This window comes from Cellulomonas terrae (genome assembly GCF_007990265.1).
Taxonomy (GTDB): Bacteria; Actinomycetota; Actinomycetes; order Actinomycetales; family Cellulomonadaceae; genus Cellulomonas; species Cellulomonas terrae.
Map to the genome: position 1 here is coordinate 88,441 of NZ_BJWH01000013.1, position 23,012 is coordinate 111,452.

A 23,012-nucleotide genomic window follows, 5' to 3' on the forward strand; every position below is an offset into this window, starting at 1 on the left:
ATCCCCCATGGGGGACGCCTAGCCGATTGAAAGGATTCAAGGATGAGTCTGACGCAACGCCGAGGTCGAACGCTCACAGCGATCGCCGGATCCGTGGTGCTCGTCGGCACCCTCGCCGCCACCCCGGCGACGGCTGCACCGGCCCCGGCGCACCTCGCCGCGCACGGGCCCAGCAGGGGTCCCGACGGGCTCGTCCTCGAGCGCCTCGACCGGGGGCTCGTCGCCGCGGTCACGCCGCAGGGCGTGTTCCTGACCTGGCGGCTGCTGGCCAGCGAGGTCACGGGCGCCACGGCGACCGGGCTGACCGGTCCCGACTTCGCCGTCTACCGTGACGGCGCCCTGCTCGGCACGGTCACGGACTCGACGAACTTCGTCGACCCGGCCGGTACGTCGGCCTCCCGCTACCGCGTCGCCGCGGTCGTCGGCGGCGTCGAGGTCGACGGTGCGGAGGCGACGCCGTGGACGCAGGCGTCGCTCGACATCCCGATGAACAAGCCGGTCGACGGCGTCACCCCCGTCGGCGAGGCGTACACGTACTCCGCTAACGACATGTCCGTGGCCGACGTCGACGGCGACGGCCAGTACGAGTACGTCGTCAAGTGGGACCCGTCGAACTCCAAGGACGTCAGCCAGGTCGGCTACACCGGCAACGTGTTCGTCGACGCCTACGAGCAGGACGGCACGCAGCTGTGGCGCATCGACCTGGGTGTGAACATCCGCGCCGGCGCGCACTACACGCAGTTCCCCGTCTACGACTACGACGGTGACGGCAAGGCCGAGCTCATGATGAAGACGGCCCCCGGCAGCAGGATCACGACCTACAGGGCCGACGGCTCCGTAGCGAGCGAGAAGTACGTCTCCCTGCCGAAGCGCGACCGTGCCGCGGGTGTCACCGACACCACCGACTACCGGCTGAGCAAGCAGGGCTACTTCGACCACCTGGTCACCATGCTCCAGGGTTGGAGCAGCCACCCCGAGGTCGTCGCGGGCCGCTGGCCGTCGACGGTCGAGGCGGCGCTCGGCATCGCGCCGCAGTACAGCTACCCGCTGTCCGTCGAGGACGCCACGGCGCTCGCGACCTACTTCGTCGACGTCTACGCACCCGCCCGCAGCGCGCGCAACGTGCTGCGCAACTTCGAGGGCTTCATCGTCGACGGTCCCGAGTACCTCACGGTGTTCGCCGGAGCCACCGGCAAGGAGCTCCAGACGATCGACTACAAGCCGGGTCGCGGCGACGACGGCCTGCTCTGGGGCGACTACGCGATGTCCCGCATCGAGCCGGGCAACCGCGTCGACCGGTTCCTGGCCGGGGTCGCGTACCTCGACGGGCAGACACCGTCGGCGATCTTCGCCCGCGGCTACTACACGCGCACCACGCTCGTGGCGTACGACTGGGACGGCAAGAAGCTCACGGAGCGCTGGTACGTCGACTCGGGCCACGTCCCGCTGACCAACCCGTTCAACGACGGCCCGCACGGCCGCGACGGCACCGACCCGGTGTACGGGAAGATCACGACGCAGGGCTTCCACTCGCTGGCGGCGTCCGACGTGGACGGCGACGGCAAGCAGGAGATCGTCTACGGCGCCGCGACGATCGACGACGACGGCTCCGTCCTGTACTCCTCGTTCGACACCCTGCCGCCGGGCAGCGCCGCACCCGGCGAGGTCGTCCGCCTCGGCCACGGCGACGCGATGCACGTGACCGACATCGACCCGGACCGTCCGGGCCTGGAGATCTTCACGGCGCACGAGGGCGGCACGTTCGCCCCCTACGGCATGGCGATGCGCGACGCGAAGACCGGCGAGGTCCTCTTCGGGGTGTACTCCGGGCGGGACACCGGCCGTGCGATGGTCGGCGACGTGCTCCCGTCGGTGCGCGGCCGCGAGGCCTGGGCCAGCCTGCCCGGGGGAACCGACTCGCTCGGGCTGTACTCGGCGGCCGGTGTCGTCACCCCGGGCGCCATCCCCGGCACCAACATGAGCATCAAGTGGCTGCCGGACGGCACGACGCAGATCGTCAACGGCTCCGCCGCGCAGGACGTGACGATCGACGACTGGACCCGCGGGCGTCAGCTGACGGCCACGGGGACGCGCTCGAACAACGGCACCAAGGGCAACCCGTCGCTGGTCGCGGACGTCCTGGGCGACTCGCGCGAGGAGCTGCTGGTCCGCACGGAGGACTCCTCCGCGATCCGCCTGTTCGTCAACACGGACCTGAGCCACACGAAGATGTACACGCTCATGCACGACCCGCAGTACCGCGTCGAGGTCGCCCGCCAGCAGACGACGTACAACCAGCCGTCGGACGTCGGGTTCTACCTGGCCTCGGACACCGACTACACGCAGGTGCCGGTGCCGTCGTACTTCGCGCCGGGCAGCATCGACGCCCTGCGTGACGCGACCAGGGCGCAGATCAGCGCCGGCGCCATCAAGGGTGTCGCGGCGGCGGGGCTGCTGGCCGCGGTCGAGGTGGCCGACAGGGCCGCCGACGCCGGGAACGAGAAGATCGCGGTGAGGTCGCTGACGGCGTACGTGGCGCTCCTCACGCCGCGGTCGAAGCTGTCCACCGTCACGCCGGCGGCCCGGGCGATCCTCGGGTACCAGGCGCAGCAGGTGATCTCGATGCTCGACTGACCGCGAGCATCGAGGGGTCGCGAGGGCAAGCGCGACCCCCGGGCGCCGGTCGGGGTCACTACCGACCGGCGCCCTTCTGCGTGCCCGTCGCGACAGAACCCGACCGCAGCCGTCAGGGCGTCGCGCTCTCCCACCGCGAACGAGCCACGAGTGACGCGAGAGCGCGCCGGTGCGGCACCGATGGCTTGCTCGTCGGCTGAGCGTCGTGTGCGGGGTCGCCGCGGCGTGCACCGACCGCTGACGACGAAGCCCCCGCCGCCCAGCGGGGCGACGGGGGCTTCGGTGAGCCGAGGGTCAGACGCGGTACAGCGCCGTCATCGGGCAGTTGAACGGGTCGCGGTCGGGCTTCCCGACCGTGTTCAGGTACTTCACGATGATCGAGTACGACCGCGGCAGGGAGACCTGCACGTACGGGATGTTGTGCTCGCGGCAGTAGGCCTCGACGATCGGCTTCGCGCGACGCAGCGAGGGGCGCGGCATCGACGGGAACAGGTGGTGCTCGACCTGGTGGTTGAGCCCGCCCATGAGCACGTCGACCCACTTGCCGCCGCCGATGTTCCGGCTGGTCAGCACCTGGCGACGCAGGAAGTCGAGACGCGAGTCCTTGGGGATCAGCGGCATGCCCTTGTGGTTCGGGGCGAACGAGGCGCCCATGTAGAACCCGAAGACGCCCATCTGGACGGCCAGGAAGACCAGCGCGATCGGCCAGGACATGGTGAGGAAGACCAGTGCGGTGCCACCGACGAGCCGGATGGTCATCATGACGATCTCGGCGGCGCGGTGCTCCAGCTTGTCCCGCGACGAGAGCCGCTTGATGGCGGCGACGTGCAGCGCCAGACCTTCGAGCAGCAGGAGCGGGAAGAAGAACCAGCCCTGGTGGTTCAGGTACCAGACAGACAGCTTCGACGTCCGCTTCGCGGCCTGGGCGGGCGTGAACGCCAGCGCCTCGATCTCGATGTCGGGGTCGGTGTCGATCTTGTTCGGGTTGGCGTGGTGGCGCGTGTGCTTGCGCTGCCACCAGCCGTGGCTCAGGCCGACGAACAGGTCGGCGAGCACGAGGGAGGTCCAGTTGTTGGCGCGTCCGTCGGCGAAGATCTGGCGGTGCGCGGCGTCGTGGCCCAGGAACGCGACCTGCGTGAGGATCACGGCGGCGGCGAAGGCGACGGCGATCTGCCACCAGGAGTCGCCCACGAGGACGATCGTGGCGACCAGCCCGAGGACGGCGACGACGGCGGCGGACAGCCGCACGGCGTAGTGCGCGGGGCGACGCTTCATCAGGCCCGCGGCCTGGATGGTGCGCGTCAGCTCGGTGAAGTCGCTGACCGCGCGGTCGCGCGGTCGGGTGGGGGCGTCGGTAAGCGTGGTGGAGCTCATGCGGGTCCGTCCTGTCGGTCGTGCAGTGCGCGGCGCGAGTTCGGTCGGGCGATGAGCTTTACGGGGGGCGCCTCGGTCATGATGCGACGAGACCCCGGCCACAAGAGGCCGGGGTCCCGTGCGATGGAGCTATGAGCTCAGCTCAGGCTCAGAGAGGCGTGATGTTCGACGCCTGCGGGCCCTTGGGGCCCTGCGTGACCTCGAACTGGACCTTCTGGTTCTCCTCGAGCGTGCGGTAGCCGCTCGTCGTGATGGCGCTGTAGTGCGCGAAGACGTCGGGTCCGCCGTCCTCGGGGGCGATGAAGCCGAAGCCCTTCTCAGCGTTGAACCACTTCACGGTGCCAACAGGCATGATGTTCTCTTCTCTCACGTGCGGTATGGACAACTCCCGGGTGACCGGGACCGGTATTCACGGTGTTCGTCGTCCGTCTCCGAGGTGGTCCTCGAGAACGTCCTGCCAAGTTTCCTCGGCCGTCATGACAAGCGATTCACTGCGACTACAGGGACAACCGTACGGCACGACAGGCCCGACGGGAACGGGAGTGACGCATTCGGCGTGCCGAACCGCCCGAGAGTTCTTGCTACGTTCGCCCCGACGACCGCGTCCGGAGGACCGATGAGCGAGCACGACGACCGCTGCCCGTGCGGCACGGGGGAGACGTACGACGAGTGCTGCGGCCGCTACCTGGCCGACGGTCGCCGGGCGCCCACCGCCGAAGCCCTGATGCGCTCCCGGTACACCGGGTTCGCGACCGGAGCCACCCACTACCTGCTGGTCACGTGGCACCCGAGCACCCGGCCCGACCTTCTCGAGCTCGACGAGACGATGGCCTGGCACCGGCTGGACGTCGTCCGCACCGACGCCGGCGGACCGTGGGACGACGCGGGCACGGTGGAGTTCGTGGCGCACTACCGGGCCGAGGGCGGGGAGCGCGGCCGGCTGCACGAGACCAGCCACTTCGTGCGCGAGGACGGCCGCTGGCTCTACGTCGACGGCGGGATCGGCTCGTAGGCCCGACGAAGCGGCCCTGGCGCGCGCGATGTCGGTGCCGGGCGGCAGGATGCAGGGATGCTGCTGGTCGACCTGGCGACGACGTCGTCCGCCCTCGCGACGACCCGGTCGCGGCTGGCCAAGCGGGCGCTGCTGGTCGACCTGCTGCGCCGGACGCCGCCCGAGGACGTCGGGATCGTGTCGCGGTACCTCGGCGGCCAGCTGCGGCAGCGGCGGACCGGGCTGGGCTGGAGGTCCCTGAAGGCGCTGCCGGAGCCCGCGAGCGAACCGTCCCTGACCGTGGCAGGGGTCGACGCCGTCTTCGAGCAGATGTCACGGCTGGAGGGCCCCGGTTCCGTGCTCAGCCGCAACGCGCTCGCGGCGGAGCTCTTCGGGGCAGCCACCGCCGACGAGCAGAGGCTGCTCGCCGGGCTGGTGACCGGAGAGCTGCGGCAGGGGTCCCTCGACGCGCTGCTGCTGGACGCCGTCGCGGAGGCCGCGGGCGTCCCGCCGGAGACGGTGCGCCGCGCCGCGATGCTCGCCGGTGACACCGAGCCCGTCGCCGTCGCAGCGCTGACGTCGACCGACCCGGCGGCCGCGCTGGCCGCCTTCACGCTGGTCGTCGGGCGACCGGTGCGCCCGATGCTCGCGCAGTCCGCGCCCGACGTCGACGCGGCGTGGGCGAGCCTCGGTGCCGGACCGGTCGTCGTCGACTCCAAGCTCGACGGGATCCGGATCCAGGTGCACCGTCGGGGTGACGACGTGCAGGTGTTCACCCGGAGCCTCGACGACATCACCACCCGGGTGCCCGAGATCGTCGAGGTCGTCCGGGCGATGCCCGCGGCGGACCTCGTGCTCGACGGCGAGGCGCTCGCGGTCGGCCCGGACGGACGCCCGCGGCCCTTCCAGGAGACGGCGGCGCGCTCGGCCACCAAGGACGCCGAGGTGGCCGCCGTGACGACCCTGACGCCGTTCTTCTTCGACGCCCTGCACGTCGACGGGACGGACCTGCTCGACGCGCCGCTCCTGCGCCGCCTCGACGCGCTGGACGCCGTGGCCGGGCCGTCCGTGGTGCACCGCCTGGTGACCGCGGACGTGGACGAGGCGCGGTCCTACTTCGCCGACGTGGTGCGTGCCGGACAGGAGGGCGTCGTCATCAAGGCGGCCGACGCCCCGTACGAGGCCGGACGCCGCGGCGCCGCGTGGGTCAAGGTCAAGCCGCGGAACACCCTCGACCTCGTCGTGCTGGCCGTCGAGCGCGGATCCGGGCGGCGGCAGGGGACGCTGTCGAACATCCACCTCGGGGCGCGCGACGGCGACGGCTTCGTCATGCTCGGCAAGACGTTCAAGGGGATGACCGACGAGATGCTGCGCTGGCAGACGGAGCGGTTCACCGAGCTGTCGACGAGTGACGACGGGTGGGTCGTGACCGTGCGGCCCGAGCAGGTGGTGGAGATCGCGTTCGACGGGCTGCAGCGGTCGACCCGCTACCCCGGCGGGCTCGCGCTGCGGTTCGCGCGCGTGCTGCGGTACCGCGACGACAAGTCGTCCGCCGAGGCGGACACGATCGAGACGGTCCGGGCGCTGGCGGGTCAGCCGTGAGCCTGTTCCGGCGCCGCACCACGTGGACGCTCGCCGACGGGGTGGCGATGCACGCGGCCGCGCCGGACCGGGTCCGGATCCCGTCCGACGAGGCGAAGGCGGCCGTGCAGGTGGGCGACCGGGTCAAGCTCGTCGTCGAGCCGGACACCGGCCTGGCCGAGCGGGTGTGGGTCCGGGTGACGGAGGTGGGTGACGGGGAGCTCGAGGGGAGCCTGCACAGCGACCCGGCGGAGCTGCGCGGCCTGCACGCCGGTGACACCGTGCGGTTCGAGCGGCGGCACATCGTCGCGATCACGCCGGGCTGACCCGTCCGACTCCGCTGTGGGGACCGTGCTCGTGCTTGACTGCCCGCCATGCGGTGCAGCCGGTCGATCTCCCTGCGCGGTCGGTCGTCGACCGCCGTCCGGTGCACCCGATGAGCACCGCGACCGTCGTCGGGGGCGGCCCGGCAGGGCTGGTCGCCGCCGAGGTGCTGGCGCGGGCCGGGGTCACGGTCACCGTGCACGACCGGATGCCGTCGCCCGCCCGCAAGCTCCTGCTGGCCGGTCACGGTGGGCTGAACCTCACCCACAGCGAGGACCGCGACGCGTTCCTGGCCCGGTACGGCAGCTCCGCCGAGCGGCTCGCGCCGATGCTCGAGGCGTTCGGCCCGCAGGACCTGCGCGACTGGTGCGCCGGCCTGGGGGAGGAGGCGTTCGTCGGGTCGAGCGGGCGCGTGTTCCCGCGGTCGTTCCGCGCGACGCCGCTGGTCCGGGCGTGGTTGGCCCGGTTGGCCGACCTCGGGGTGCGGACCGAGCGGAGGTCCCGCTGGACGGGATGGGCCGGCGACGGGCTCCGGTTCACCGACGTCGACGGCCGGGAGAGCGTCGTCTCCGGCGACGTGACGGTCTTCGCGCTCGGCGGTGCGTCGTGGCCGAGGCTCGGCTCGGACGGCGGATGGGTCGGGCCGTTCACCGAGCGGGGCGTCGCCGTGACGGCCCTGCGGCCGGCGAACGTCGGGCTGCGCGTGGGCTGGACCGACACGTTCGCCGACCGGTTCGAGGGGACGCCGCTCAAGCACGTCGCGCTGTCGGTGCGCGGCCGCCCGGGTCCCGGTGCACGGGGTGACGCGATGGTCACGCGGGCGGGGATCGAGGGTGGGCCGGTCTACGCGATCGGGGCCACGATCCGCGACGCCCTCGACGCCGAGGAGTGCGTCCTGGAGGTCGACCTGCGGCCCGCGCTGACGGTCGACCAGCTCACCGAGCGCCTGCAGCGACGCCGCCCGAAGGACTCCGCGTCGAACTGGCTCCGTCGGACCCTCGCGCTGGACCCGGTCGGCATCGCGCTGCTGCGGGAGTCGCGGGCCGGTGCCCTGCCGGCGGCCCCCGGGGCCGTGGCCGCGCTGGTCAAGGCGGTGCCGGTCACCGTGTCCGCCACGATGCCGATCGAGAAGGCGATCTCCACGGCCGGGGGCATCGCGTGGTCGGAGGTCGACGACGCGCTGATGCTCCACCGGCTGCCCGGCACGTTCGTCGCCGGGGAGATGCTCGACTGGGAGGCGCCGACAGGCGGCTACCTGCTGCAGGCGTCGTTCAGCACCGGGGTGATCGCCGCGCGGGGCGCGCTCACGTGGCTGGAGCGCTGAGGCTCAGCCGCACTCGTCGCAGATGCCCGTCGCCGGGAGCGTCATGAAGCAGGTGGGGCAGGTCGCCGACGGGGCCTCGCGCGCGGCGGTCGCCCGTACGACCGGGGTGCGCGGAGCTCTCGGCGCGCGGGCGGCGCGCACCGGCGCCGCCCGGACCGCGACCGCGGGTTCGGTGATGTCGAAGCCTCGCTTGCGCAGGATCGCGACCGCGCCGTCCGTGCTGCTGCCGAACTCCTCGGAGGTGGCGAGGCGGCCCGTCGCGAACCGGTGGGCCACGCCGACGACCGCCCTCAGGTCGTAGCTGCGGCCCTCGTGGACGACCGCGTAGCCCGGGAGCGGCTCGAAGCCGTAGACGTCGAGGAAGCCGGTGCCGCCCCGGGAGTCGTACTCGGCGATCGCCTGCAGGACGTGCTGTCTCGACACGGAGGAGAAGGTGGCCACGACGACGAGCCTACGTCGGACGGTCGGCGCGCTCCCGCCGTCACTGGTCGAGGGAATCCATCAGCTTCTTGTACATCAGCGTGATCCCCTCGGTGTCCGTCGGATAGGTGGTCGGATCGAGCATGCCGACGACGACGTCGGCGGATACGCCACGGTCGGCCGCCTTCAGGTCCAGGGCCGGAAGCAGATCCACCTCCGTCCCGAACCCCGCGTCGTCGAGCGTGCTACGTCTCGCGGCCAGCGCCGCGATGTCGTCGGCCTGGAGGCCGGCGATCGTGACGAGGAAGTGCCGCATGACCACGGGGCGGACGCTGTAGCCCTTCGCGAGGGTGGCGACGTCCTTGTCCAGGTCGTCGGCGACGTCCGTCTTCGACTTCCAGGTCTTCTTCTCCGGGACGACCTTCTTCTTCTGGGACGTCGTCCCCTTCGACTCGACCTCGACCTCGCTCGCGCCGGCGCGTCTCAGCAGCCCGCACAGGAGAGTCATCTCCTCGACCTGGGCGGGCTCCGTCTTCTCGAGGGCGGGCTTCTGCAGCGTCTTCTTGTCGACGGCGACGCCGTCCGGGTCGAGGACCAGGTGCTTCTTGTGGCTCGTGGTCATGAGGTACCCGGTGATCGTGAACGGGTGGTCCCACTCGCTGACGTCGCCCTTCTTCGCCTTCGTCGCGAGGAACAGGTGCAGGTGCGGTCCCTCCTCCTTGGACCCGTTCGGTCCCATGAGGAACGCCTCCGCGTTGCCGGTCCCCTTCTCCAGCGCGTCGGTCCAGTAGGAGCCGGGTGCGAAGCGCACCTTCCCTAGACCACGGAGCTTGTTGGCGGTGGTCGTGATCGGCAGGTCCACCCGCACCGGGACGCTGCGCTGCTGCCGCACGGACTTGAAGCCTTCGATGACCTTGCTCTCGACGGTCACCTTGGACGAGAGACCCTTGAAGATCGCCTTCTTGACGTCGGCCCCCTCCTTGGCCGCCGAGATCAGCTCCTCGATCTGCGCGGTCGACAGCCGGATGCAGGTCTTGCCGTTCTCGATCGGGAAGATCTCTCCCGGACCGTTCCACCCCCAGCGCACGCCGCCGAAGTCGAACTCCTCGCCCGCGTGCGCGTTGGCCTGGACGGCGAGGCCGTCGAAGTCGGTGAACTCGGTGACGATGACGTCGTGCTGGCCCGACCTCGGGGCGCTCCCCAGCGTCAGGCGGTCGATGAAGTGGTAGTCGTTGATGTGCAGGGCGCCCCGCGGCCCGAGGATCTTCACGCGCCGGAGGGTGGCGCTCCCGAGGTGCTGCCGGCGCAGTGCCTCCACCGACGCCCGGCCGTCCCGCGGGCCGGCGTCACGACGGGTGCCGGGCTCCCCGGCGGGCGCGCGGGACAGCCCCGGCACGGGCAGCCCCCGGCCGCCCGGCACCCGGACCTGCGACGGGGCGGCCTGCGGTGCGTCCGGTCCGGACCGCGCCGGCTCGGCGTGCGTGCGTGCGGCAGCTGAGGACGTCATGGTCCACCCCCCGTGGAGTCCAGGTTCCCGACAGGGGGCACGCTACTCCCGGGTCGGCGACGGTCGGTCGTCGCGCAGGTCGCTCGCCCGGAGCCACCGACGGCGTGAGCGGGATCGTCCTGCGAGCAGGCGGCGGAGCGCGCCACGACCGTCGGGCACGACGAAGGGCCCGTCACCCACATCGCTGCGGTGACGGGCCCTTCGGTGCGCGGAGGATGGGGGATTCGAACCCCCGAGGGCTTTCACCCAACACGCTTTCCAAGCGTGCGCCATAGGCCACTAGGCGAATCCTCCCGGCCGACAGAGGATACCCGACCTCAGCGGCCGGACCGAACCGGGCGTTCAGCGCTCGTCGACGGCACCGAGCACCGGCTTCACGTCGACGACCGGCGTCCCGTCGACCGCCTCGCAGCCGGACACGTGCAGGCGCAGGCCGTCGACGCCCAGGAGCCGGACCCGGTGCAGGCCGATCGGGTTCGGCCGGTCGGGGGAGCGCGTCGCGAACACGCCGGTCACGGGCCGGGCGGTGTCGCCGCGCGGGTGGACGGCGAGCGTCGCGCGGTCGGCGAGGTGGAACCACGTGAGCAGGAGGAGGTCGTCGCCGGGGTGGAGGTCGGCGGCTGCGGCGGCGACCGACGGGTCGAGCTCGACGACGACGTCGGGGGCGCCCTCGTCGCCCTGCCGGGCCGCGTCGGACGGGTCGGCGACCGGGCTGCGCACCCAGCCGACCGGACGGAGCTCGGCGGCGTTCACAGGCTGAACCTCGCCACCTGGCGGATCTTGTTCGTCGCGTCCAGCGCGGCGACCTTGTAGGCCTCGGACAGGGTCGGGTAGTTCAGGACGGTGTCGACGAGGTAGTCGACGGTCCCGCCGCACGCCATGATCGCCTGCCCGATGTGCACGAGGTCGGTGGCCGAGGTCCCGAAGATGTGGACGCCGAGCAGCTCGCGCGTCTCGGTGTGGACGAGGAGCTTGAGCATCCCGTAGGAGTCGCCGACGATCTGCCCGCGGGCGAGCTCGCGGTACCGCGCGACCCCGACCTCGTACGGGACGGCGTCGGTGGTGAGCTCCGCCTCGGTGCGGCCGCAGTAGGAGATCTCGGGGATCGTGTAGATGCCGATGGGCTGGACCGACTGGAGCTCGCGGGCGGGCTCGTCGAACGCGTGGTACGCCGCCAGCCGGCCCTGGTCCATGCTCGTCGCCGCGAGCGCGGGGAACCCGATGACGTCGCCGACCGCGAAGACGTTCGGGACCTCGGTGCGGTACTGGTCGTCGACGGCGATGCGCCCGCGGGAGTCGGCGGACAGCCCGGCCGCCGCCAGGTTGAGCGCGTCCGTCTGGCCCTGCCGGCCCGCGGAGTACATGACGGCGTCGGCGGCGATCCGCTTGCCGGACACGAGCCGCGTCACGGTGCCGTGCGCGTTGCTGTCGACACCCGCCACCTCCTCGCCGAACCGGAACGACACCGACAGGTCCCGCAGGTGGAACTTCAGGGACTCGGCGACCTCGGGGTCGCACATCTCGAGCATCGCGGGCCGCTTGTCGATGACCGTGACGCGGGTGCCCAGCGCCGCGAACATCGACGCGTACTCGATCCCGATGATCCCCGCGCCGACGACGACCATGGAGTTCGGCACCCTCTCCAGCGCGAGGACGCCGTCGGAGTCGAGGACCGCGCTCTCGTCGAACTGCACCGTCGCCGGCCGGTGGGGCTTGGAGCCGGTGGCGATGACGACGAAGCGCGCCGTGACCTGGGTGCGTCGGATGCCGTCGTCGTCGAGGACGCCGAGGGTGTGCGCGTCCAGGAACGAGCCCGTGCCGCTGAGGATGTCGATGTGGTTGCGCAGGAGCTGGGCGCGGATGACCTCGTGCTCGCGGCCGATGACGTGCTGCGTGCGCGCGAACAGGTCCTCCATTGTGATGTCGGACTTCACGCGGTAGCTCGCGCCGTACACCTCCCGCTGCGCCATGCCCGTCAGGTACATGACCGCCTCGCGCAGGGTCTTGCTCGGGATGGTCCCGGTGTTCGTCGAGACGCCGCCCATCATGTGCCGGCGCTCGATGATGGCGACCTTGTGGCCGAGCTTCGCGGCGGCGATCGCGGCCTTCTGCCCGCCCGGGCCGGTCCCGACCACCACGAGGTCGTAGTCGTACCGTTCGGGCTCGTCGCTGGCCATCCTCGAAGTCTGCCCGGGAACGTCGCGTCGCGAGAGTCGAGCGGGTGACCGGCGTGTGAACGAGGGCGCGCGCTGGGTTAGGCTTTTCCCCGACCCCTCGTGCGGCGTCATCTCGCTGAACTCCCCCAGGGCCGGAAGGCAGCAAGGGCAGGTGAGCTCTGGCGGGTGTGCGGGGGGTCCTTTTCTATGCCCGCAGGGCGAGGCGTGTGAACGTCTGGGCCGCGCCCGCCTCGCGCTTGAGCCGGCGCACGAGCTGGTCCAGCGCCGCGGGGTCGGCCACCACCGCGTGCAGCAGGTAGTCGTACGAGCCGGTCACGTGCACGGCGTCGAGCACCTGCGCGAACCCGCGCGTGAGCGCCGCCGTGAAGCTCTCGTTGGTCGTGTCGTCCGCGAGGCGCACCTCGATGAAGACCTCCAGGCCCGACGGCAGCCCGTCCGGTCCCGAGGCGGCCGTGACGACGGTGAACCCTCGGATGGTCCCGCTCTCGACGAGGCGGCGGACCCGCTGGGCCGCCGCGTTGGCGCTCAGGCCGACGCGGGCGCCGAGCTCGCGGTACGGCAACCGCGCATCCGCAGTCAGCTCGCGCAGGATTCCCTCGTCGATGGCGTCCATGCAGCGATCATCGCAGTCGCACGGAGGATCACGCAGAATCCAGATGACCGTCGACGCCGAACCGTCGAGGCTGGTCCGGTGTCGTCGCCTCTGCTGCTCGGGGTGCTGGCCGGGCTCGCGGTGGCTGTGCCCGTCGGGCCGGTCGGCGTCCTGCTGCTGCGCACCGGGATGGTCGACGGGCTCCGCGTGGCGGTCGGCGCCGCGTTCGGCGTCGCGACGGTGGACCTCGCGTACGCGGTCGTCGCGGTCGCCGTCGGGACGCCCGTCAGCCGCGTGCTGAGCGAGCACGCCCCGCTCGTGCGCGGGGTCGGCGCGGTCGTGCTGGTCGCGGTCGGCGGCGTGGGGCTCGTCGCCTCGGTCCGGGCCGCCCGCCGCCCGCCGACGGACGCGCCGCCGGATGCCCGCCTCTCGCCGCTGGGCGCCTACGCGCGCTTCGTCGGCCTCACCGCGGTCAACCCGTCGACGGCGGTCACGTTCACGACCGTGGCGGTCGGGCTGGCCCTGGGCGTCGCCGGGACCGCGTCGGTCGCCGCGTTCGTGGTGGGGGCGGGGGTCGCGTCCCTGGCCTGGCAGCTGCTGCTCGCGGTCGGCAGCGGGGTGCTCGGGCAGCGGCTCCCGGCGCGCGCACGCCTCGGCGCCTCGGTCGTGGGGGCTGCCGCGGTCGTCCTCGCCGGTGTCCTGCTGCTCGTCTGAACGGATCAGGCGGACGTGCCGACGGTCGCGGTGACCCGCGCGAGCACGCGCGCGAGCAGGACGAGGTTCACGTCCGGGGCGCAGGTCACCACCAGCACGTGCAGGTCGTCGAGGGGCTGCGCGACGATCGTCGCTTCCCGCCCGCGGACCGTGATCGCGTCGATCGACCCCGTCGCCAGCGCCGTGCCGGCCCGGCGGGCGTACGACACCGTCCCTGCGACGGCGGCCGCGACGGCCTCGGAGTCCGCGCCCGTCGGGGTGTCGCCGGGGTCGTCGAAGAACGGCCGGCCGTCGGTGCGCACGACGCTCACGCGACGGATGCCGTCCAGGTCCCGACGGACGCTCGCGGCGATCTGCAGGGCGTGCTGCCGGACGATCACAGGGGCCTCTTCGGGGCTCGGGGGCGAGATGCGGGACCACGGGCGGTGCCCGCGCGGAGTGCGCGGGCACCGGTGGGTCAGATGGTGAGGGTGCGCTCGAGGTTCGAGAGCTGGCGGCGGGCCAGGGCGAGGTTGGCGCGGCCCTTGTCGAGGACCAGGTAGAGGAACAGCCCGTTGCCGTCCGCGCCCTGGAGCAGGCGGATCAGGTGGTACTGCGTCCCGAGGGTGATGAGGATGTCCTCGATGGCGTCGTCCAGGCCGAGTGCCGCCATGGTGCGGAGCTTGGCCCGGATCACCTCCGTGTTGCCGGCCGCGGCGACGTCCAGGTCGATCCCGGTCCCGAGGTGCCCGAGGGACATGCCGCTCTCGTAGTCGACGAGGGCGACGGCGGTCGCGCCGTCGATCTCGAGGGCGGCGGCGAGGGTCTGGTCGAGGGTCGTGCTCATGGCTGGCCTGCTTCCGGTCGGTCGGTCGGGTGCGTGCTGGGTGCGCCGGGATCCGTCGATCGGCGGGTCTCGACCGTACGATCTGGTTGAACCTTCATCCATTGGAGATGTGGTCTTCGGGGTGGTTCGCACGATGACTTCCCCCACCCCGTCACCCGTCCGGCGTAGGGCACCGCGCGGGCGTCCACCCGTGGGCCCACCTCCAGGCCCGGCACGGCAGCCCGAGGGTCGATGTCGGCCACGCGACCCGCGCCGCACCCTGGGCAGCATGAACACCGCCACCCCACGCCTGTCCGCCCGCGGCCTGGTCAAGCGCTTCGGCCCGACGACCGCGCTCGCCGGGGTCGACGTCGACCTCGCCGACGGGGAGTCGCTCGCCGTCATGGGCCCGTCGGGCTCCGGCAAGTCCACGCTGCTGCACTGCCTCGCGGGCATCCTGCTGCCCGACAGCGGCACGGTCGCGCTCGACGGTCGGGAGGTCGGGGGGCTGTCCGACCGCGAGCGCTCGCTCCTGCGCCGCAGGCACTACGGCTTCGTGTTCCAGTTCGGCCAGCTGCTCTCGGAGCTCCCCGCGATCGAGAACGTGGCACTGCCGGCGATGCTCCTGGGCACCCCGCGGAGGGAGGCCACCGATCTGGCGGGACGGTGGTTGGGGTCGCTCGGGCTCGCGGGCATGGAGGGCCGACGCCCCGGGGAGCTGTCCGGCGGGCAGGCGCAGCGCGTCGCCGTCGCGCGGGCCCTGATCACCGGTCCCGCGGTCGTCTTCGCCGACGAGCCGACCGGGGCCCTCGACCAGACCACCGGCCACGACGTGATGCGCATCCTCACCGAGACGACGAAGGCCGCCGGGGCGTCGCTCGTCGTCGTGACGCACGACGCGCAGGTGGCCGACTGGTGCGACCGCCGCATCGAGGTGCGCGACGGGCTCGTCCGCCACGCGGAGGCCGCACGATGAACGCCGTCCTCGCGCTCGCTCCGCGGCTCCAGCGGGCGGGCGGTCGGGACGCCCTCGTGACGACGGGTCTCGCGGTCACCGCGTTCGCGGTCACCACCGGGCTCACCCTGAGCGTCGTCGGCGGGCTGCTGGGCTTCATGTCCCGCGCGGAGCAGCCGGTCCCGGCCGGGCAGGCCGACGACGCCAGCGTCTACGTGATCCTCGCGTGGATCGCCGTGGTCCTCCTCGTGGTCCCGCTCCTCACCCTGGCCGGCGCCGCCGCCCGTCTCGGGGTCGCGCGTCGGGACGCCCGCCTCGCGACCCTGCGCCTCCTCGGCGCGACGCCGCGCGAGGTGGTCGGCCTGACCGTCGCCGAGACCGCGTGGCAGGGGCTCGTCGGAGCGGTCCTCGGGATCGTGCTCTACCTGCTGCTGCTGCCCGTCTGCGCGCTCCTGCCGTTCCAGGACACCACGTTCAGCGTCGCGGAGCTGTGGGTCGGGTGGCAGGGGCTCGCGCTCGCGGTCGTCGCGGTGCCGCTCCTGGCCGCCCTGTCCGGGGCCGTCTCGCTGCGTCGCGTGAGCGTGTCCCCGCTGGGCGTGGCCCGGCGGGAGACGCCGAAGAAGATGACGTGGCTGCGCGCCGTGGTGGCGGTCGTCGGGATCGGCGTCTTCATGGTGATCAGCGCCGCCGCAGGCTCGCTCGGTGCCGCGGCCGCCGCCGCGCTCCTCGGGGCGATGGCCCTCGGCTTCGCGACGCTCAACGCGGTGGGGCCGTGGGTGCTCGGGCTCGTCGGCAGGGTGCAGCTGCGCCGTGCGTCGACGCCCGCACGGCTGCTCGCGGCGCGCCGGCTCCTCGACGACCCCAAGGCCGTGTGGCGGGTGGTCGGCGGGCTGGGGCTGGCCGGGTTCGTGGCCGGGGCGCTCGCGGTGCTGCCGTCGATCGTCGCCGTCGACATGTCCGACGACCCGCAGGGGGCGATCCTCGTGGACGACCTGGTTACCGGTGCGATGGTCACGCTGGTGATCGCGTTCCTGCTCGCAGCGGTGTCCGCAGGCATCGCGCAGGCTGCCTCCGTGCTCGACCGCCGCCGCGAGATCGCGCTGCAGAGCCTGGCCGGCACGCCCGCCGAGCTGCACGACTCCGTCCGGCGACGCGTCGTGCTGGTGCCGCTGCTGTTCGTCTCGGTCGGGTCGGCGGTCACGGCCCTCGTCATGTTCTTCCCGCTGCTCGGGGTGGAGTCCATGCTCTCCCCGCAGGGCCCGCTGATGCTGCTCGCGTTCCTGGCGGGCGGCTGCGCGCTCGTGTTCGCCGCGACGGAGACGTCGCGTCCGCTGCTGCGGTCGGTGCTCGCGGACACCGTCGTGCGCGCCGACTGACCGCGGCGAGGTGCCCGTCGGGGCGGGCTGCTCGCCGGTTCCTTGACGTCGCGACGACTCCGCGACGCACACTGGACCGGTCGCACGGCAGGGGGGCCGAGGCATGACGCAGACGACGAGCTCCGAGGTGGGCGCCCGGTTGCGCGCGCAGGTGCGCGGGCAGGTGTGGCAGCAGGACGACGACGGGTTCGACGACGCCCGGCGGGTGTGGAACGGCGCGATCGACCGGCGCCCCGCCGTGGTGGTCCGGGGTGTCGACGCCGACGACGTGCGGACGGCGCTGCTCGTCGCGCGCGAGAGCGGTGCGCCGGTCACGGTGCGGGGCGGCGGGCACGACTGGGCCGGTCGCGCGCTGGGCGACGGCGGTGTCGTGCTCGACCTGTCCGCGCTGCGCGGCGTGCAGATCGACCCGGGTGCGGGCGTGGCCAGCGCGCAGGGCGGCGCGCTCGTCGCGGACGTCGTGGACGCGGCGGCGGCGCACGGCCTGGGCACCGCGACCGCGGTCGTGCGGACGGTCGGGATGGCCGGGATGACGCTCGCCGGTGGGTACGGCGGGCTCGCCGGGCGGTTCGGGCTCGCGCTCGACAACCTGCTCTCGGCCGACGTCCTGCTCGCCGACGGGACGAGCGTCGTCGCCGGTCCCGACGCCGACCGCGAGCTGTTCTGGGCGCTGCGCGGCGGCGGAGGGAACTTCGGGATCGTGACCGCGGCGCGCTACCGGCTGCACCCGCTCGGCCCGGTGCTCGGTGGCATGGTCCTGTTCCCGCACCAGCAGGCCGCCCAGGTGCTGCGCGGGTACCGCGACCTGATCGCCACCGCCCCCGACGAGCTCACCGTGATGGCCGGGTTCGTCGGCGGACCGGCGGGTCCGGCGGTGTTCCTCGCGCCGACGTGGAGCGGGGACCCCGACGCCGGCGAGTCGGCGGTCGCGCCGCTGCTGGGGCTCGGCACGCCGGTCGCCGGGGGTGTCGGGCCGATGCCCTACCCCGAGCTCATCCGGATGTTCGAGGCCGGTGCCCGTCCCGGTCAGCACTACGCGCTGGGCACACAGTGGTTGCCCACCCTGACCGACGAGGCGATCGACGTGCTCGCGGACGCGGCCGCGACGTGGCCGTCGTCGGCGTCCCTGCTCGCCCTGCACCACTTCCACGGCGCGGCCACCCGGGTCGCCCCGGACGCGACGGCGTTCGCGCTGCGTCGGGAGCACGTGCTCGCCGAGGTGATCGCGGCGTGGCAGCCCGCCGAGGACGCCGCCGCGCAGCACGCGTGGGTCTCGCGGGTCACCGACGCCCTCGCTCCCGGAGCGTTGCCCGGCGGGTACCCGAACATCCTCGGACCGCAGGACGCGGAGCGGGTCCGGCTCGGCTTCGGTGCCAACGCCGACCGGCTGCTCGCGGCGAAGCGCCGCTACGACCCGGACGGGGTGCTCACCGCGATCGCGGCGATGCACACCTGAGGACTCCGCCTGTGGGCGCGGGCGTCTAGAGTCCGTGGCGTGACGACAGCCCTGTACCGCCGCTACCGGCCCGAGAACTTCGCCGAGGTGATCGGCCAGGACCACGTCACGGCTCCTCTGCGGCAGGCGCTGCGCAGCGGTCAGGTGAACCACGCGTACCTGTTCTCCGGGCCACGCGGCTGCGGCAAGACGACGTCCGCGCGGATCCTCGCGCGGATCCTCAACTGCGCGCAGAACACCGAGGAGAACCCGACCGACACCCCGTGCGACGTGTGCGAGTCGTGCGTCGAGCTGGCGCGCGGCGGACCCGGCAGCCTGGACGTCGTCGAGATCGACGCCGCCAGCCACGGGGGCGTCGACGACGCCCGTGAGCTGAGGGAACGCGCCACGTTCGCGCCCGCGCGGGACCGCTACAAGGTGTTCATCCTCGACGAGGCGCACATGGTCTCGAACCAGGGCTTCAACGCGCTGCTGAAGATCGTCGAGGAGCCCCCGCCGCACATCAAGTTCATCTTCGCGACGACCGAGCCGGACAAGGTCATCGGCACCATCCGCTCGCGCACCCACCACTATCCGTTCCGGCTGGTCCCGCCGGACGTCCTGGTGCCCTACCTCCAGCAGCTGTGCGACAGCGAGGGCGTGCCCGTGGCGTCCGGGGTGCTGCCGCTCGTCGTGCGCGCGGGCGGTGGGTCCGTCCGCGACACCCTGTCGGTGCTGGACCAGCTCATCGCGGGCTCCGGCGGGGGCGAGCTCGGGTACGAGGGCGCGGCCGCGCTGCTCGGGTACACGCAGGCCTCGCTGCTCGACGACCTGACCGAGGCGATCGCCGCCCGTGACGGGGCGTCCGCGTTCCGGGTGGTCGAGCGCGTCATCTCGACCGGCCACGAGCCGCGGCGCTTCGTCGAGGACCTCCTGGAGCGGCTGCGGGACCTCATCGTCATCGCGGCCTCCGGCGACGCCGCCGACGCCGCCCTGCGCGACGTGCCGACCGACCAGCTCGACCGCATGCGCCTGCAGGCCCGCCACCTGGGCGCCTCGGAGCTGTCCCGCTCCGCCGACCTCTGCAACGCCGCGCTGACCGAGATGACGGGTGCGACGTCGCCCCGCCTGCACCTCGAGCTGCTCATGGCGCGACTGCTGCTCCCCGCGGTCGAGGACTCCCGCTCCGGGTTCGGCGCCCGCCTCGACCGGCTGGAGCGCGGCCTGCCCGCCGACGGCGCCGCGGCGGTCCGGGTCCCGGTCGCCGGCCCCCCTGCGCCTCCCGTGGTGGCCTCCGCCCCGGTCCCGCCTCCCGTCCCGGCCCCGGTCCCGCCCCCTGAGCCGGCACCCGCCGAGCGGGAGCCCGAGCGCGCGCAGCAGCCCGCGCCGGTGGCTGCGCCGGCGGTCGACGACACCGGCGAGTCGGAGCGGTCGTCGCCCGTCGACGACAGCCCGCCGTGGGACGTCCCCCCGGCACCGAGTGGTCCCGGGCTCGTCTCGCACTCCGCGGCGGCGACGCCCACAGCGGCGGTGGAACCGGCCGCGGTCTCGACCCCTGCGGTCCAGCCCGCCGCTGCTCCGCCCGCTGCACGCGCGACCGGCGGCCCCGACACCGAGGTGCTGCGCCGCCGCTGGCCCGAGGTCCTCGAGACCGTCAAGGGCCTGCGCCGCGTCACGTGGGCGCTCATCGACCCGCGCAACGCCCAGGTGGCGGAGCTCGACGCGACGACGCTGAAGGTCGCGTTCGACAACCCGGCGCTCGCGACCACGTTCCGCAACGGCGCCCACGCGGACGTCGTCGCGCGGGCCGTGCGGGAGACGCTCGGGTTCGACGTGCGGGTCGAGGGCATCCTCGCGGAGCAGGCGACGTCGGCCCCGGCACCCGCGCCGGCCGCACCTCGTCCGGCCGCGGACGAGCGCAGCAACCCGCGGGCGGTGACCCCGGCGGAGGCCGCGGCGTCGTGGGACGACGAGCCCCCGATGCCGGAGCCGCCCGACGACGAGCCCGGCGAGCCGGCCATCCCGGACGCGCCGCCGCAGGACCTCGCACCGCCGGCACCGGGTACCGCCCGGGAGCGCGGCATGGCGGCAGCGCGGGAGTCGGCGTCGCGGTCGAACCCGACCGTCCCCGACGACCCGTCCCCGGACGACCCGGACATCACGACGTCGAGCCTGATCGGTGCCCCGCTGGTCGCGCAGATGCTCGGCGGCACGGTCATCGACGAGCAGCTGGACGACGGCACCTCCTGATCACAGGTCGTCGGCCGGGGGTGGCGTCACGCGGTGCCGAGCCGTGCACCCCGTAGGCTGACGGGGTGTACGAAGGCGCGGTCCAGGACCTGATCGACGAGCTCGGGCGACTGCCCGGGGTCGGTCCCAAGAGCGCCCAGCGCATCGCGTTCCACATCCTGTCGGCGGACCCGGCGGACGTCCGCCGGCTGTCCGACGCGCTCACCGAGGTCAAGCTGCGGGTCCGGTTCTGCGAGATCTGCGGGAACGTCGCGCAGGAGCCGCAGTGCCGCATCTGCCGGGACCCGCGCCGCTCGCCGACGTCGATCTGCGTCGTCGAGGAGTCGAAGGACGTCGTCGCCATCGAGCGCACCCGCGAGTTTCGCGGGAAGTACCACGTGCTCGGCGGGGCCATCAACCCGATCGCGGGCGTCGGACCGGACGACCTGCGCATCGCGGGCCTGATGACCCGGCTCGCGGACGGCACGGTCACCGAGGTCATCCTGGCCACCGACCCGAACGTCGAGGGCGAGGCGACCGCCACGTACCTGGCGCGGCTGCTGGTCCCGATGGGACTGACGGTGAGTCGGCTGGCGTCGGGTCTGCCGGTGGGCGGTGACCTGGAGTACGCCGACGAGGTCACGCTCGGCCGGGCGTTCGAGGGCCGCCGACGGATCAGCGCGTAGAGGGAGCACCATGACCACAGCCGACGCCGACCTCCGCGACATCGCCGAGTCCGTCGCGAACGAGGCCCGGAGCTACCTGACGACCGTCACCGAGGTCGCGTCGGGCGCGAACCCGGACGCGTCCCTGCCGCTGCTGCTGCTCGCCGTGAGCGACATGCTCGCGGCAGGCGCGCGGCTCGGTGCGACGACCGACGTGGTGCCGTCCGAGCGGTTCGAGCCGGACGTCGGACCGGACCCGGACGTCGAGCCGCTGCGGGCCAACCTCGCGAACGTGTTCGAGGGCATCGACGAGTACGCCGAGGTCGTCGACCCCCTGCTCGGCGTCGAGGTGCAGTCCGCCAGCGTGTCGGGGGACCTCGTGGCGATCGCCGGGGCGCTGGCCCAGGGCCTGCGGCACTACGAGTCCGGCGGCGTGCTCGAGGCCCTGTGGTGGTGGCAGTTCTCGTACCTGTCCGACTGGGGCGAGCGCGCGTCCAGCGTCCTGCGCACCCTCCAGACGATGCTGGCGCACCTGCGGTTGGACGTGGAGGACGACGTCGCCGCGGAGGCGGAGTACGACGCCCTTCAGCCGTGAGGCGGGGTGCAGGTGCTGTGCAGGCTCAGCAGCCCACCCGGCTGCTCGCGACCACGACGTCGTCGAACCACAGGGTGTCGCTGCCCTCGCCGTAGCTCTCCCAGCCGAGCCGCAGGTCCGTCAGCCGCGGCGACCACGCCTTGGCGTACCACTGACCGTCGAGGTCGTGCGTCGGGGTGCCGTCCGCGACGAGGCCCGGGACGGCCCAGCCGTCGACCCGCGTGATCAACCGTCCCGCGCTCTGCACCTCCAGCTCGACGCAGGACCAGGACGACGTCGGCAGCGACGCGCTCTGAGACACGCCCGCGGGGCTCTGCTCGGGGAGGGTGGCGTCGTCCGACGAGCGGTTCCACTGGAGCCGCCCGTTCTGGCCGCCCATCCGCAGGTCGCGGTTGCCGTCGTTCGCGTCGTTCATCGCGAGGAACGTCGTGTGCGCGGTCGGCAGCTCGGTGGTGTGCCGCACGTAGAAGCGCACGTAGTACGTCTGCGACAGCCGGGACAGGTCGGCCGCGGCCTGGGCGAACACGTGGTTGCAGTAGCCGGCGGCGCCGGTGATCCTGAGCGAGCGGGTGCCTGAGTGCGCGACCGTGCTGTCGACCGAGGCGGTCCCGCTGCCCGAGCAGTCGGGATGCTTCACCGTCCAGGGGCTGCTGGGCGTCGTCCCGGTCTGGGACTCGAGCCCGTCGCAGAAGAGAGCGGTGCCGCAGTCGAGCGTGGGCGGGACCGTGGGCGTGGGCGTGGGCGTGGGCGCGGGGGTGGCGGTGGTGGTTGGCGTGGCCGTCGGCGTGACGGGAGGTGTGCCGCCGTTGCACGCGACGCCGTTGAGCACGAACTCCGTCGGCGCGGTGTTCGTCCCGCTGAGCGTGCCCTGGAACCCGAACGACGTGCTGCCGCCTGCGGGGATCTCGCTGTTCCACGGTGCGTTCGACGCGGTCACGCTCGACCCGGTCTGGACCACGGTCGCGTTCCACCCCTGCGTCACGCGCTGCCCGGACGGGAAGGCCCAGGTGAGCGTCCAGCCGTGCGTGGCCTCGCCGGGGCTCACCCGCACGTCGGCCGTGAAGCCGCCCGGCCAGGAGCTCGCGGTCCAGGTGACCTGACAGCCGGGGGCGGCCTGGGCGGTGAGCCCGACGACCGTGCCGGCACCGGCCAGCGCGGCGACGACGACGGCGGTCAGTGCAGCGCGGACGCGCATGGTGGGTCCTCTCGGTCGCGCGCCCGGTGCCCCCTGCGGTCGGACGCCGCACCTGGCAGCGTGCTGGCCCGGGCCTCGCGCCGGGAGGTCCCCAAACGCTTCACCATGAGCGCCGGCGA

The 23,012-nt window shown here is 73.1% G+C and carries 22 protein-coding genes, 1 tRNA gene and 1 other RNA gene; 13 read left to right on the plus strand and 11 right to left on the minus strand.

The window, feature by feature from the left end; all coding sequences use genetic code 11:
• Window positions 1-42 precede the first annotated feature (42 nt).
• A complete protein-coding gene (locus CTE05_RS12945) occupies window positions 43-2,634 on the plus strand; it encodes a rhamnogalacturonan lyase (protein WP_146846733.1) in 2,592 nt (863 codons plus the stop codon).
• A 294-nt stretch (window positions 2,635-2,928) separates the two neighbouring features.
• Here the strand turns inward: CTE05_RS12945 and CTE05_RS12950 are convergent, their stop codons facing one another.
• Together CTE05_RS12950 and CTE05_RS12955 are read right to left on the minus strand one after the other, a co-directional pair.
• Window positions 2,929-4,008 (minus strand): fatty acid desaturase family protein, encoded by a 1,080-nt coding sequence (locus CTE05_RS12950; protein ID WP_146846734.1) that lies wholly within the window; start codon window positions 4,006-4,008, stop codon window positions 2,929-2,931.
• A 148-nt stretch (window positions 4,009-4,156) separates the two neighbouring features.
• Window positions 4,157-4,360: a cold-shock protein gene (locus CTE05_RS12955; RefSeq protein WP_028049733.1), complete on the minus strand. Its 204-nt coding sequence runs from the start codon at window positions 4,358-4,360 to the stop codon at window positions 4,157-4,159.
• Window positions 4,361-4,624: 264 nt separating this feature from the next.
• On the opposite strand from CTE05_RS12955, the gene CTE05_RS12960 reads away from it, so the two are divergent.
• The 4 genes from CTE05_RS12960 to CTE05_RS12975 all read left to right on the plus strand — a co-directional run bounded on the left by CTE05_RS12960 (window position 4,625) and on the right by CTE05_RS12975 (window position 8,228).
• Window positions 4,625-5,020 (plus strand): YchJ family protein, encoded by a 396-nt coding sequence (locus CTE05_RS12960; protein ID WP_146846735.1) that lies wholly within the window; start codon window positions 4,625-4,627, stop codon window positions 5,018-5,020.
• A gap of 57 nt (window positions 5,021-5,077) precedes the next feature.
• A complete protein-coding gene (locus CTE05_RS12965) occupies window positions 5,078-6,601 on the plus strand; it encodes an ATP-dependent DNA ligase (RefSeq protein WP_146846736.1) in 1,524 nt (507 codons plus the stop codon).
• Window positions 6,598-6,906: a DUF2314 domain-containing protein gene (locus tag CTE05_RS12970; RefSeq protein ID WP_146846737.1), complete on the plus strand. Its 309-nt coding sequence runs from the start codon at window positions 6,598-6,600 to the stop codon at window positions 6,904-6,906. The genes CTE05_RS12965 and CTE05_RS12970 overlap by 4 nt, the downstream gene beginning before the upstream one ends.
• Before the next feature lie 110 nt (window positions 6,907-7,016).
• Window positions 7,017-8,228, plus strand: a complete 1,212-nt coding sequence (locus tag CTE05_RS12975; RefSeq protein ID WP_146846738.1) for a BaiN/RdsA family NAD(P)/FAD-dependent oxidoreductase — start codon at window positions 7,017-7,019, stop codon at window positions 8,226-8,228.
• Window positions 8,229-8,231: 3 nt separating this feature from the next.
• Here CTE05_RS12975 and CTE05_RS12980 read toward each other — a convergent pair whose 3' ends face one another.
• The 5 genes from CTE05_RS12980 to sthA form a co-directional block, all read right to left on the minus strand.
• A complete protein-coding gene (locus tag CTE05_RS12980) occupies window positions 8,232-8,669 on the minus strand; it encodes a ScoMcrA-related endonuclease (RefSeq protein ID WP_146846739.1) in 438 nt (145 codons plus the stop codon).
• A 40-nt stretch (window positions 8,670-8,709) separates the two neighbouring features.
• The gene (locus CTE05_RS12985; RefSeq protein ID WP_146846740.1) at window positions 8,710-10,155 is read right to left on the minus strand and encodes a hypothetical protein; all 1,446 of its coding nucleotides are present in this window, start codon (window positions 10,153-10,155) and stop codon (window positions 8,710-8,712) included.
• A gap of 209 nt (window positions 10,156-10,364) precedes the next feature.
• Window positions 10,365-10,449 (minus strand) — tRNA-Ser (locus tag CTE05_RS12990).
• Window positions 10,450-10,497: 48 nt separating this feature from the next.
• Window positions 10,498-10,908: a tRNA (N6-threonylcarbamoyladenosine(37)-N6)-methyltransferase TrmO gene (tsaA, locus tag CTE05_RS12995; protein ID WP_146846741.1), complete on the minus strand. Its 411-nt coding sequence runs from the start codon at window positions 10,906-10,908 to the stop codon at window positions 10,498-10,500.
• Window positions 10,905-12,332 carry a Si-specific NAD(P)(+) transhydrogenase gene (gene sthA / locus CTE05_RS13000; RefSeq protein WP_146846742.1) on the minus strand — a complete coding sequence of 476 codons (1,428 nt, stop codon included), beginning with the start codon at window positions 12,330-12,332 and terminating at the stop codon, window positions 10,905-10,907. The genes tsaA and sthA overlap by 4 nt, the downstream gene beginning before the upstream one ends.
• An 88-nt stretch (window positions 12,333-12,420) precedes the next feature.
• On the opposite strand from sthA, the gene ffs reads away from it, so the two are divergent.
• Window positions 12,421-12,517: signal recognition particle sRNA small type (gene ffs / locus CTE05_RS13005), an RNA gene on the plus strand.
• Here ffs and CTE05_RS13010 read toward each other — a convergent pair.
• Window positions 12,517-12,945 carry an Lrp/AsnC family transcriptional regulator gene (locus CTE05_RS13010; RefSeq protein ID WP_146846743.1) on the minus strand — a complete coding sequence of 143 codons (429 nt, stop codon included), beginning with the start codon at window positions 12,943-12,945 and terminating at the stop codon, window positions 12,517-12,519. The genes ffs and CTE05_RS13010 overlap by 1 nt on opposite strands.
• A 78-nt stretch (window positions 12,946-13,023) precedes the next feature.
• Between CTE05_RS13010 and CTE05_RS13015 the strand changes: the two genes are divergently transcribed.
• Window positions 13,024-13,638, plus strand: coding sequence for a LysE family transporter (locus CTE05_RS13015; protein ID WP_186814858.1), 615 nt, complete (start codon window positions 13,024-13,026; stop codon window positions 13,636-13,638).
• Between the two features lie 5 nt (window positions 13,639-13,643).
• Here CTE05_RS13015 and CTE05_RS13020 read toward each other — a convergent pair whose 3' ends face one another.
• Together CTE05_RS13020 and CTE05_RS13025 are read right to left on the minus strand one after the other, a co-directional pair.
• Window positions 13,644-14,018 (minus strand): roadblock/LC7 domain-containing protein, encoded by a 375-nt coding sequence (locus CTE05_RS13020; RefSeq protein ID WP_186814859.1) that lies wholly within the window; start codon window positions 14,016-14,018, stop codon window positions 13,644-13,646.
• A 77-nt stretch (window positions 14,019-14,095) separates the two neighbouring features.
• On the minus strand, window positions 14,096-14,464 hold the full coding sequence (locus tag CTE05_RS13025; protein ID WP_146846745.1) for a hypothetical protein: 369 nt from the start codon (window positions 14,462-14,464) through the stop codon (window positions 14,096-14,098).
• A gap of 268 nt (window positions 14,465-14,732) precedes the next feature.
• Here CTE05_RS13025 and CTE05_RS13030 point away from each other — a divergent pair, with 268 nt between their 5' ends.
• The 6 genes from CTE05_RS13030 (at window position 14,733) to CTE05_RS13055 (ending at window position 21,698) form a co-directional block, all read left to right on the plus strand.
• Window positions 14,733-15,419 carry an ABC transporter ATP-binding protein gene (locus tag CTE05_RS13030; protein ID WP_146846746.1) on the plus strand — a complete coding sequence of 229 codons (687 nt, stop codon included), beginning with the start codon at window positions 14,733-14,735 and terminating at the stop codon, window positions 15,417-15,419.
• Complete coding sequence (locus CTE05_RS13035) at window positions 15,416-16,774, plus strand: FtsX-like permease family protein (RefSeq protein WP_146846747.1); 1,359 nt, start codon at window positions 15,416-15,418, stop codon at window positions 16,772-16,774. The genes CTE05_RS13030 and CTE05_RS13035 overlap by 4 nt, the downstream gene beginning before the upstream one ends.
• Window positions 16,775-16,877: 103 nt before the next feature.
• Window positions 16,878-18,230, plus strand: coding sequence for an FAD-binding oxidoreductase (locus CTE05_RS13040; protein ID WP_146846748.1), 1,353 nt, complete (start codon window positions 16,878-16,880; stop codon window positions 18,228-18,230).
• 39 nt (window positions 18,231-18,269) lie between these two features.
• Window positions 18,270-20,459, plus strand: coding sequence for a DNA polymerase III subunit gamma and tau (locus tag CTE05_RS13045; RefSeq protein WP_146846749.1), 2,190 nt, complete (start codon window positions 18,270-18,272; stop codon window positions 20,457-20,459).
• 65 nt (window positions 20,460-20,524) lie between these two features.
• Complete coding sequence (gene recR / locus CTE05_RS13050; protein ID WP_146846750.1) at window positions 20,525-21,124, plus strand: recombination mediator RecR; 600 nt, start codon at window positions 20,525-20,527, stop codon at window positions 21,122-21,124.
• Window positions 21,125-21,134: 10 nt separating this feature from the next.
• Complete coding sequence (locus CTE05_RS13055) at window positions 21,135-21,698, plus strand: DUF5063 domain-containing protein (RefSeq protein ID WP_146846751.1); 564 nt, start codon at window positions 21,135-21,137, stop codon at window positions 21,696-21,698.
• Window positions 21,699-21,723: 25 nt separating this feature from the next.
• On the opposite strand, the gene CTE05_RS13060 is transcribed toward CTE05_RS13055, so the two are convergent.
• The gene (locus CTE05_RS13060; RefSeq protein ID WP_146846752.1) at window positions 21,724-22,893 is read right to left on the minus strand and encodes a cellulose-binding domain-containing protein; all 1,170 of its coding nucleotides are present in this window, start codon (window positions 22,891-22,893) and stop codon (window positions 21,724-21,726) included.
• Window positions 22,894-23,012 lie beyond the last annotated feature (119 nt).

Bases quoted from the DNA above. Each gene is read 5' to 3' on its own strand.
- CTE05_RS12945 (WP_146846733.1), top strand. From the start codon at position 43: ATGAGTCTGACGCAACGCCGAGGTCGAACGCTCACAGCGATCGCCGGA.
- CTE05_RS12950 (WP_146846734.1), bottom strand. From the start codon at position 4,008: ATGAGCTCCACCACGCTTACCGACGCCCCCACCCGACCGCGCGACCGC.
- CTE05_RS12955 (WP_028049733.1), bottom strand. From the start codon at position 4,360: ATGCCTGTTGGCACCGTGAAGTGGTTCAACGCTGAGAAGGGCTTCGGC.
- CTE05_RS12960 (WP_146846735.1), top strand. From the start codon at position 4,625: ATGAGCGAGCACGACGACCGCTGCCCGTGCGGCACGGGGGAGACGTAC.
- CTE05_RS12965 (WP_146846736.1), top strand. From the start codon at position 5,078: ATGCTGCTGGTCGACCTGGCGACGACGTCGTCCGCCCTCGCGACGACC.
- CTE05_RS12975 (WP_146846738.1), top strand. From the start codon at position 7,017: ATGAGCACCGCGACCGTCGTCGGGGGCGGCCCGGCAGGGCTGGTCGCC.
- CTE05_RS12985 (WP_146846740.1), bottom strand. From the start codon at position 10,155: ATGACGTCCTCAGCTGCCGCACGCACGCACGCCGAGCCGGCGCGGTCC.
- sthA (WP_146846742.1), bottom strand. From the start codon at position 12,332: ATGGCCAGCGACGAGCCCGAACGGTACGACTACGACCTCGTGGTGGTC.
- CTE05_RS13010 (WP_146846743.1), bottom strand. From the start codon at position 12,945: ATGGACGCCATCGACGAGGGAATCCTGCGCGAGCTGACTGCGGATGCG.
- CTE05_RS13025 (WP_146846745.1), bottom strand. From the start codon at position 14,464: ATGAGCACGACCCTCGACCAGACCCTCGCCGCCGCCCTCGAGATCGAC.
- CTE05_RS13030 (WP_146846746.1), top strand. From the start codon at position 14,733: ATGAACACCGCCACCCCACGCCTGTCCGCCCGCGGCCTGGTCAAGCGC.
- CTE05_RS13035 (WP_146846747.1), top strand. From the start codon at position 15,416: ATGAACGCCGTCCTCGCGCTCGCTCCGCGGCTCCAGCGGGCGGGCGGT.
- CTE05_RS13040 (WP_146846748.1), top strand. From the start codon at position 16,878: ATGACGCAGACGACGAGCTCCGAGGTGGGCGCCCGGTTGCGCGCGCAG.
- CTE05_RS13055 (WP_146846751.1), top strand. From the start codon at position 21,135: ATGACCACAGCCGACGCCGACCTCCGCGACATCGCCGAGTCCGTCGCG.
- CTE05_RS13060 (WP_146846752.1), bottom strand. From the start codon at position 22,893: ATGCGCGTCCGCGCTGCACTGACCGCCGTCGTCGTCGCCGCGCTGGCC.